General features: G+C 67.2%; 9 protein-coding genes and 1 pseudogene. 3 read left to right on the top strand and 7 right to left on the bottom strand.

What is annotated here, in order from left to right:
- Positions 1-369, top strand: a 369-nt coding sequence (locus tag VLR48_RS06745; protein ID WP_325291038.1) for an ATP-binding cassette domain-containing protein, incomplete at its 5' end; no start/stop codon positions are given.
- 24 nt (positions 370-393) lie between these two features.
- Here the strand turns inward: VLR48_RS06745 and VLR48_RS06740 are convergent.
- Positions 394-750 carry a hypothetical protein gene (locus VLR48_RS06740; protein WP_325291037.1) on the bottom strand — a complete coding sequence of 119 codons (357 nt, stop codon included), beginning with the start codon at positions 748-750 and terminating at the stop codon, positions 394-396.
- 133 nt (positions 751-883) lie between these two features.
- Positions 884-1,660 carry a metal-dependent hydrolase gene (locus VLR48_RS06735; RefSeq protein ID WP_325291036.1) on the bottom strand — a complete coding sequence of 259 codons (777 nt, stop codon included), beginning with the start codon at positions 1,658-1,660 and terminating at the stop codon, positions 884-886.
- Between the two features lie 122 nt (positions 1,661-1,782).
- Between VLR48_RS06735 and VLR48_RS06730 the strand changes: the two genes are divergently transcribed.
- On the top strand, positions 1,783-2,259 hold the full coding sequence (locus VLR48_RS06730; RefSeq protein ID WP_325291035.1) for an MEKHLA domain-containing protein: 477 nt from the start codon (positions 1,783-1,785) through the stop codon (positions 2,257-2,259).
- A gap of 68 nt (positions 2,260-2,327) precedes the next feature.
- Positions 2,328-3,221: a carbon-nitrogen hydrolase gene (locus tag VLR48_RS06725; protein WP_325291034.1), complete on the top strand. Its 894-nt coding sequence runs from the start codon at positions 2,328-2,330 to the stop codon at positions 3,219-3,221.
- Between the two features lie 30 nt (positions 3,222-3,251).
- Here VLR48_RS06725 and VLR48_RS06720 read toward each other — a convergent pair whose 3' ends face one another.
- From VLR48_RS06720 to VLR48_RS06700, 5 genes and pseudogenes are all read right to left on the bottom strand, one after another.
- Positions 3,252-3,743 carry a hypothetical protein gene (locus VLR48_RS06720; protein WP_325291033.1) on the bottom strand — a complete coding sequence of 164 codons (492 nt, stop codon included), beginning with the start codon at positions 3,741-3,743 and terminating at the stop codon, positions 3,252-3,254.
- Positions 3,736-3,900, bottom strand: coding sequence for a DUF29 family protein (locus tag VLR48_RS06715; protein ID WP_325291032.1), 165 nt, complete (start codon positions 3,898-3,900; stop codon positions 3,736-3,738). Before VLR48_RS06715 ends, VLR48_RS06720 begins: the two co-directional genes overlap by 8 nt.
- Before the next feature lie 160 nt (positions 3,901-4,060).
- Entirely contained in the window at positions 4,061-6,166 is a 2,106-nt protein-coding gene (gene pbpC / locus VLR48_RS06710; RefSeq protein ID WP_414718586.1) for a penicillin-binding protein 1C, read from the bottom strand.
- Between the two features lie 39 nt (positions 6,167-6,205).
- On the bottom strand, positions 6,206-7,843 hold the full coding sequence (locus VLR48_RS06705) for a class I SAM-dependent methyltransferase (RefSeq protein ID WP_325291030.1): 1,638 nt from the start codon (positions 7,841-7,843) through the stop codon (positions 6,206-6,208).
- Positions 7,844-8,011: 168 nt separating this feature from the next.
- Positions 8,012-9,208, bottom strand: a pseudogene (locus VLR48_RS06700) (hypothetical protein); the annotation flags it as partial.

Here is a 9,208-nt window from a genome sequence, read left to right as displayed (position 1 = left end):
CTCAATCTGGGCAGATCCAAGGCCGAGGTCCTGGAGATCGTCGATCGCACGCTTGCGCGCCTGGACTTGGCCCATCTGCGCGATCGCGTGACACACAAGCTCTCCGGCGGCGAGAAACGCCTGGTGAGCCTCGCCACGGTTCTGGCGATGGAGCCGGATGTCCTCTTGCTCGACGAGCCCGGGAACGGGCTCGACGAAGAGACCCGCGGGCGCCTGGTCAGGATCCTGAACGACCTCCCGCACGCCTTGGTGGTCATCTCGCACGACGCCCGTTTCAGACGGGAGGTCACCAGCCACCAATACCGTCTTCACGATGGCCGGATCGGCCCGTCGGAGACGCACGTCGCCGGCGGTGCGGTCGAACCCTGATCCGCGGCGCGGCGCCGGACGCGCTCACTCGGTCTGCTTGGCGTCCAATCCGATCGGGCTGTATTGGATCCGCACGGACATCCAAAAGGAGTAGGCCGCAAGGACCATCAGGAACCCGAGGATGTCGAGGACGGAGAAGACCCGCTCGCGGTCGACGACGAACCAGATCGCGGCCAGAACCATCCCCGTGAAGAGGATCCCCATCACATACAGAGGTGCGAGGCCGAGCCGCAGGCCTTCCAGGTGTTGATGGATCGTCTGCTCGCGGTTCTGCGCGGCGGCGCGCTCGCGGGCCCCGATCACGGCACGCCGATGGGCCAACGCCTGGTACACCAACCAGGCGCCCATGAGAAGGCAGACTGCTCCGAGATAATATTTCATCGCGTGGTTACCTCGATCTTCGGTCCAGGACAGAGGTCTCGGCACCCCGCCGAGCCGCAGGGGATGCTACTCGCGAGCGTCGACGTCAACAAGCCGGCGCGGTCCGCTGGTCCGCTCGGCCAAAGGTCAAGGGTCAAAGGTTGTCGGCCCCCGTGCGGATCCAGTCGATCAGGGACTGGACAAGCAGACCGGTCCCGTCGATCACGCCCCCGAGCGTCGCGGCCAGACGATCGGCGACAACGACGATCGTCTGGGATAGATCCTCCGCCGGCAGCAGCCCCCGATCGAGCGCGGGCGCAAACCACGCCAACGCCACGACAACGGCCAGCATCGCGAGACTGCTCCGAGGATCGGTCAGACTGAAGGGCTTGAGCGCGGTCCCGAAGGAGCGCTTGACCCGACTGTTCAGGAGGTCGACGCTGTAGAGTTCGTCCAGGACAAGATGCGTGAGGTAGCCGATCCCGACCATGAGGCCGGCGATCCAGGCCGACTCCGCGGACCGGTCCATCGTCCAATGGGCGATGTTGACGGTCGCCAGCGCCGCCGCGGCGATCCCGAGCCAGGAATGCCAGATGCCGCGGTGGACCGTCGCACGGGTGAAGATCTCGATGATCAGGTAGCGCACGCAGAGAAAGACGCCGACCCAGATGAGCGCGACCTCCAGCGGAAGAAACTTGCCGATCAGCGGGAGCGTCATGGCGAAGGCGACCGCAACCCCGAGCACATTGAAGAAGGCACGCACGGGCTTGGAGGCATCGGCATCGATGTCCGGAAGGAGACTCCCGGCCACGCCCAGTGCAAAATAGTCGAGCGTCGCGCCCTGCTCGACCAGTCCGGCGCCGTGCAAACCGAGCACCGCGGTCACGCTCACGAAGATGCCGCCGTTGAGATGGGTCTGGAAATTGGCCATACGCGATCTCGGGTCCGGGAACAGAGGGGACCGATTGCCGGCCCCGAAACCCGCAGAGACTAACAGGGCGGAGGCTCAAACGGTGAGCCTGCCCCTTCGAATTCCGACAGGATCATCAGGCGATGCCATTCCCCTACCCCGACCCGTCCAATGACTTCCTGAGCGACCATGCCCGAGTCCTGCGCACCAGTTATCGACGGCTCACGGGCCGCGATCTGATCGATCCCGGCTTGGATGATCGCGAGGCCGCACGGCGTTTATTCGAGGCGCCCTTCGCGCTCCTGTCGCACAACGCCGACCCGGATCCGATTCTGACCTACGGCAACCGAAGGGTCATGGATCTGTTCGAGCTCGATTGGGAGCAACTGACACGGATGCCCTCGCGCTTGACCGCCGAGGCCCCGGATCGGCAGGAGCGCGCACGCCTGCTCGCGCAGGTGACGGCCCACGGCTTCATCGACCATTACAGCGGGGTACGCATCTCCTCGAGCGGTCGGCGTTTTCGCATCGATGGGGCCGTCGTCTGGAACCTGATCGATCGAGAGGGACGGCATCTCGGGCAGGCCGCGAGCTTTGCATCCATGCAGCCGCTCGCGTGACAGAAGCCGCTGCTCGCCGCGCTCAGTCAGGCACACACATGGATCCACTATTTTCGGAGGTTGGCGTCATGTCGGGGTCCCCTTTCACCATCGCACTCGTGCAGGAAACCGATCACGGCAGCGTCGCGGCGAATCTCGACGCCTGCGAACGGGGTATCCTCGAGGCCGTCGCGGGCGGTGCGCGGCTCATTCTGCTCCAGGAGCTGCACAATGGCGCCTACTTCTGCCAGACCGAGGACCCTGCCAACTTCGACCTCGCCGAGCCGATCCCGGGTCCGAGCACCGCGCGACTCGGCGCGCTCGCGAGCGAACTGGGCGTGGTCATCGTCGCCTCGCTGTTCGAGCGCCGCGCCCCCGGGCTCTATCACAACACCGCCGTGGTCCTGGACAGCGACGGCCGACTGGCCGGGGTCTACCGCAAGATGCACATCCCGGATGATCCCGGCTATTACGAGAAGTTCTATTTCACGCCCGGAGACCTCGGCTTCGAACCGATCGACACCTCGGTCGGGCGTTTGGGCGTGTTGGTGTGCTGGGATCAATGGTATCCGGAGGCCGCCCGTCTGATGGCGTTGGCCGGGGCGGAGATTCTGCTCTACCCGACCGCGATCGGCTGGGACCCCAACGACGTGCCGGACGAGCAGGTGCGCCAGCGCGAGGCATGGGTCGGGATTCAGCGCAGTCATGCGATCGCGAACGGTCTGCCCGTCGCGGCCTGCAATCGGGTCGGATTCGAGCAGGATCCGAGCGGCACGACGGCCGGCGCACGGTTCTGGGGTCACTCCTTCGTCTGCGGCCCCCAAGGCGAGATCCTCGCACAGGCCTGCGACCAGAACCCGCAGATCCTCCTCGCCGAGATCGTCCCGGCCCGCACCGAGCAGGTTCGCCGACTCTGGCCCTTCCTACGCGACCGCCGCATCGACGCCTACGGCGACCTGACATGCCGTTATCGGGATCGGTGATCCGCCATCATGGCCAAACCCGAACGCGATTCAATCCCTCCGCGTCTCGAATCGAAACGGCGCCGCCAAGATCCCCTCGGCCGTGTGGACCAGCACCCTCGCCTCCCACTCCATGCGCGCACGCACGCACACCGGCAAGGTCCCCTGTCCTGCGTAGACGCCCGGACCAGCCGGCTCAAGCGCAGCGCGGTTGTATCCCATGTTCATGTCGACACCCGCGAAATCGACCTCCACGGCGCTGACATCCAGACCGTTTGTCTCTACGACGAGCCGCAGCGGCGTGACGACCGGGATGCTCTGCGGCTCGATCGCAAAGCGCACGCCCCCCCCGCCGGCAAACCGAGCAGCGCAGGGTCCGGCACGCAAGTCGCAACTCGGATCGAGCGGCGCGACCTCGACCAGCGTCGGGTTCAGCAGCGGCCACGCCTTATAGAGTGCGACCGCGACAACAGCGACAAGCAGCAGGCCGGCGACGGCCCAGAGCAGGGCCGTGGTGCGTCGGGGCGAGGAGAGATCAGTCACGGCGGGTTGCATCGGTTTCATCGGGGCCTGGAAAAAACGAAGGATCGAGGACCTGTTCAGACCGATAGGGACAATTTTGGGGAAACTCGCTCTCGTCCTTCCCCGTTTCATCGGCAGCCCATCGAACCGCGCTGTCGTAGGCACCGACAATCGGCATAGCGCCCTTCGCGCAACAGGCGAGCGGTCTGCATGGACCAGTCGTACAAATCTTGGTCGTAAAGCGTTTGAGTCATGATGACGGGCTCCGGGATGGCCAGTGGACGGACTCCGGCCTCGACGAACCTGAAGTGTGAGGGTGAATCTTCCCGAACGCCAGATCACTCGAGAAACACACTCACCCTCGCGGCACCGCCGCGGGCGTCGACGACCGAGATGGCCACATAGCCGGGGCCTTCCGGCGCCCAACGAGTGGTTCGGGCATAGGGTTCGCGCACGACAGGCGCGCCGTCGACGAACCAGGTGAAAGGCGGGACACCGTCGCGGACCCGCAAGACCAGATCGGCGGCCCGACCTCGACCGAGACCCAGCTCGACACGCGCGCCCTCGGGTGGATAGGCGATCTGCGGGGCCTGCGCACCGCCGAGCGTTTGGCCGCGCGAGGCGGCGCGCGGATCCTGAACACGACGCAGCGGCGGAGGCAGCTCCGCCGAGGTCGTGCTCAGGATGCCGGGAGGCGCCGGCGGGAGCGGTGTCGTCGGACCGAGACGTGCGAAGACCTCGACCAGCACGGGTGCTGCGGCGTCGATACCGGCGAGTCCGGGCACGGGCGCACCGTCGGGACGGCCGACCCAGACGCCGGCCACGTGACGCCCGTCGAACCCGATCGCCCAGGCATCGCGGTAGCCGTAGGAGGTCCCGGTCTTGAAGGCGAGCACCCCGGGCGCGCTGTTGGTCGGTGCCGGTGCTCCGGCGAGGATCGAGGCGACATACCAGGCCGCACGCGCGTCGAGAACGGGCGCCCCGGCATCCGCGGCGATGCCGAGCGATCCGGAACCCGCGCCTTGTTCGCCGAGGGTGTCCCGCAAGATCACCGGGCGACCGCTACGCGCGATCGCCGCATAGATGTGCACGAGATCCGTTAAGGACACACCCACCCCGCCCAGGCCGACCGCAAGCCCGGGCGGACTCAGATCGGGAAGCACCGGTTGCGCACCGGCTCTGCGCATCCGAGCCACCAGACGCGCCGGTCCGACCGCATCCAGCAGCTTGACCGCCGGGATGTTGAGCGAGAGTTGCAGCGCCCGGCGCACCGTGACCGTCCCCTGAAAACCCAGATCGAAATTCGCCGGCACATAGCTGCCGAAGGCACTCGGGCGATCCTCGATCAGGCTCTCGGGATGGGCGCGACCGTCCTCGAAGGCCAGTCCGTAGATGAGCGGCTTGAGCGCCGAGCCCGGCGAGCGCACCGCACGCGTCATATCGACATGACCCTGCCGAACCGTCTCGAACAGGCCTGCGGAGCCCACGCTTGCGAGGATCTCCCCGCGCCCGTGATCGGCGACCAAGACCGCCATCGAGACGCGCGGACCGAGCGCCGCAGCACGCGCTCTCGCGAGCTGCTCGAGCCGTTCCTGCAGACCGGCATCCAGCGTCAGACGATGGACCGCGCGCTCGGGATGCGCGCGCCTCAACCGATCGGTCAGATGCGCCGCCAACAACGGGGCATCCAAGCGTGCGGTCGGGACGGGCTCGGCACGCGCCGCGGCGGCCTCGTCCGCGTCGATGATCCCAACCAGACGCACATGCTCGAGCACGCGATCGCGCGCCCGACGAGCGGCCTCGGGATGTCGGTCCGGCCGGCGCGTCTCGGGCGATTGGGGCAATGCGACGAGCAATGCCGCCTCGGCCGGTGTCAGGCGTCGCGGCTCCTTGCCGAGCCACGCGAGCGAGGCCGAACGCACACCTTCGAGGTTGCCGCCGTAGGGGGCGAGGGTCAGATAGGCTTGGAGGATGGTGTCCTTGTCGAGCCGTCGCTCCAACCAGAGTGCGGTGCGGATTTGGCTGAGCTTGCCGCCCGTGTCCCGTGTCGAGCGCGTCTCCAGCAGACGCGACAGCTGCATGGTGAGGGTCGATCCTCCGGATCGGATACCTCCCCGGCTCAGCAGCTGCCAGCCTGCGCGCATGAGGGCGAGCGCATCGACACCCGGGTGCGAGGCGAATCGGCGATCCTCGTAAGCCAGGAGCATCGCCACATAGGTCGGATCGACCGCATCCAGATCGACCGGCAGACGCCAGCGTCCGTCGGCGACCGTGAAGGCGCGCAACAGACGTCCGTCGCGATCCAGCATGAGGGTCGAGGTGGAGATCCGCATGTCGGGCGGCGGCGTGATCTCGATCAGTGCATTCAATCCCGCTCGACCGCCCGCCAGCAGGAGCAAGACGACGCCGAGCGCCGCAAGCCGCTTGATCGGCACGCCCTTCACCGAGACCATCCGACCCGTGTCACGGCAGAACCTCCTCCGTCAGCCGTTCGTCGTGCCGTTGCCTCCCGGGACCCCGGCCTCTGACTCGCGCGGCTGCGGGTCCGCAACCAGCAGCCCCGCGCGCGCAAAGATCCCGAGCAAACGCTCGAGACTGGCCGGTGCAATCTGCTCCGACCGGCCCTTGCCCTCGCCCGGTGATCCCGACGCCGCAGCCAATTCCGGGTCGGTCCGGATCTCGGCCGCGAGGTCCGTCAACAAGGCGTTCAGATCACGCGTGCCGTCGAGCAGCATGAGCAGTCGGGCGGACAAGGCGTCGAGCCCGAGACTGCGGTGGCGCACGCTCGCCACATGCCCCTCGCCGGATGCCGCCTGAGCACGGGCCAAGGGGGTGGCCCGGGGCCATGCGCCGACCTGGTGCGGCCAACGGGCGGCGCGTCGGGTCAGCCCAATTCCTTGCGAGATGTAGAGGTTGAAGAGCTCGCTCAGACAGGCATCCCGATCATCCGCATAGCGCCGCCCGCCGGCCCCGGCGACCTCTTTCGCCGCCGCGTCCATGAGAGGTCCCAACGGCATCGCATTCGGATAGACCAGCGCGAGGCCCTCCAGAACGGCCTTGGTCAAGGGATGCTCGACCTGCAGACGGCCGCCGTCCGCCGTGGCGTATTCCTGACGCTTCACGCGGTTCAGATGGACCCGCTGCAAGGGGGTCAGATCGGCATGGATCGAGAAGTCGTAGAGTCGCTCCAGATCGATCTCCAGACAGGGCCGCGCATCCGCGCGCACGAACAGGGTCTGCCGAAAGGCCCGCAGGCGCAGGAAATCCATGTACTGCTCCTGCACGAGCTGATCGCCGAGCCCGTCGAGCGCGGCCTCGGCCGCCGGCCCGAGGGTGGAGGCGAACATGGTGTGCAGCTTGGATTCGGCGAGGAAGGCAAGCCCGTGCCGGTTTGCCCGCGCCATGACGTCGCTGAACAGCTCCGGGCTGTTCGTCTCCTCCAGATACTCATGATAGAGGTAGCTCGGGCGGGCGGTGCGCAGATACTCCACCTCACGCCGCAACGTCTCGGCCTCGGGTCGCGGCTGTCCGTCTGGGTGCTTGGCCGAGACCCCTCGGACGAGCCGATCGAGCAGATCGCGCGCACGGCTCAAACGCTCGCCGGGCGCCGTTGCACCGCGACAGTGAAACAGGAGCATGTCGCGCAACATGCCGCGCTGACGCCAACCCGGCAGCACGTTGTAGCTGACGTAGGCGATCCCGCGCTCGCTCAGGAGCCGACCGCAGAGGTGCAAGATGTGCTCCTTGACCGCCTCCGGCACCCAGGAATAGACGCCGTGGACGAGGATGAAGTCGAACGGGTCTTGTGTCTCGTCGACAGCGAGGATGTCCTGATGAAGCAGACGCAGATTGGTCAGTCCCAGATCGGCGATCATGACTTGACCACGCCGGGCCTGCTCGGCGGAGAGCTCGACCCCGACGAATTCGCTCCAGGGCAGATGAAAGGCCATGGGGATCAGATTCCCGCCGCTCGCCGCGCCCAGCTCCAACACCCGGCAACGCTCCGGATCCGCCGTGGTGAGTCCGAGCAACCGACCGAGCGTCGCCAGATAGTCCGGATGGGTCTCGGGGATCGCGAAGCTCTCGTAGGGGATTTGGTCGTAGCTGTCGAGCGTCGTCATGGGTGTCGAACCGAAAAGCGCTGTAGCTCCGTCGAGCGGGTAGGTGCAGCCTAACCCGCCGCTCGGTCTTTCGACAGACCGCAGGCGTCAGGTGACATGGCCAAGGTGCTGTCCGCCGACCCCGATGCAGAGCATCTTATGACCGATCGTGCCTTCTCCGCAGGTCGCCTAGACCTCGGCGCCGTCGGTCGTCGCTCGCTCCGACGCCAGCAGTGTGCCGATGGCGTCTTCGTGGAAGAGGATGCGTGATCGGATACCGGAGAGGCGCGTTTCGATCTCGTGCAGCTGGTCCGCGTGGGTCATCCGACGCACCTCCAAGGCGCGTCGCTCCTCGCGCAAGCCCGCGAGGCGCTCGCCCTCCTCGCGCAGCCACTTCTCGAGCGACTTCAGCTCACGCTTCGCCTCGCGAGTGCCCTTCCCGTCCTCGGGTCGCCCTTTACGCGACCAAAAGCCGCTTCCGGAGGGGCGAGCGGTCTCACCGATGTCCTCGGTCGGGCCGTCCGCGATCCGCTTCAACTCGGCCATCCGCCCGCGGGCCGATGCCAGCTCGCTCTCGCTCGAGGCGATCTTCGCGCTCAAAGTCTCGATCGCGTCCTTCAGACGATAGCCGGCCTCGCGCAGGGTTGCGGCCTCGGTCGTGTCGCGCGACTCCAGCTCACGCAGACGGCTCAGCTCATCGCGCATCCCGGCAAGACGCTCCAGACGCTCCTCGCGGCGGCGCCGGGCTTCCAGCTCCGCAACCTCGACCCGATGACGGTGCAGGCGCTGCACATCGGCCTGACGCAGCTCCTCCTCGCGCTGAGCACGGCGGATCTCCATCTCCTTCTCGCGCAGACGCCGATCCTCGCGCGTCAGCTCGATGGAGCGCTCGAAGGCGGCCATGCGCTCGCGCAGGTCCTCCTCGTCGTGGGCCTTCTGCAACGCCCAGGACTCGCGCGCCTGCTGCAGCTCATGCTCGAGCTCGGCGCGCCGATGATGGTGCTTGGCGCGCGTCTCGTCGGCCAACTGCGCGCGCAGCTCGCCGGCGCGCAAACGCTGCTCGTTCTCGTAGGCCGCTACCTCGATCTCGCGACGGCGCCGCGCCAGATCCAGCTCCCCATCGAGGTTCTCGCGACGACGCTCGACGAGGGTCTCGGCGACCGACTCTTCCGCCAGGCGCATCCGCATCGGCTCGGCGGCCGCCAGCCGAGCCTCCTGCTCGGCGAAATGACCCTCCGGATCGCGCTCGTAGGCTTGCCAGAGACGCGCGAACTCGACCGGGCTCAGGCGCAGTGCGGGGTCCTCCGGACAGGCGAAACCGGGGATCCCGGCCAGTGCGCCGTCGAGATATTTGCGGTACTGGTACTGCAAGGCTTCGCTGAAGTA

The sequence above is a fragment of the Thiocapsa sp. genome, assembly GCF_035467215.1.
GTDB lineage: Bacteria > Pseudomonadota > Gammaproteobacteria > Chromatiales > Chromatiaceae > Thiocapsa.
This window is presented reverse-complemented; position numbering and strand designations above follow the sequence as displayed.

What these genes read in the sequence shown, in the direction of transcription:
- VLR48_RS06715 (WP_325291032.1), bottom strand. Translation starts at nt 3,900, where the DNA reads ATGCCGATTGTCGGTGCCTACGACAGCGCGGTTCGATGGGCTGCCGAT.
- VLR48_RS06735 (WP_325291036.1), bottom strand. Translation starts at nt 1,660, where the DNA reads ATGGCCAATTTCCAGACCCATCTCAACGGCGGCATCTTCGTGAGCGTG.
- VLR48_RS06740 (WP_325291037.1), bottom strand. Translation starts at nt 750, where the DNA reads ATGAAATATTATCTCGGAGCAGTCTGCCTTCTCATGGGCGCCTGGTTG.
- VLR48_RS06705 (WP_325291030.1), bottom strand. Translation starts at nt 7,843, where the DNA reads ATGACGACGCTCGACAGCTACGACCAAATCCCCTACGAGAGCTTCGCG.
- VLR48_RS06725 (WP_325291034.1), top strand. Translation starts at nt 2,328, where the DNA reads ATGTCGGGGTCCCCTTTCACCATCGCACTCGTGCAGGAAACCGATCAC.
- VLR48_RS06730 (WP_325291035.1), top strand. Translation starts at nt 1,783, where the DNA reads ATGCCATTCCCCTACCCCGACCCGTCCAATGACTTCCTGAGCGACCAT.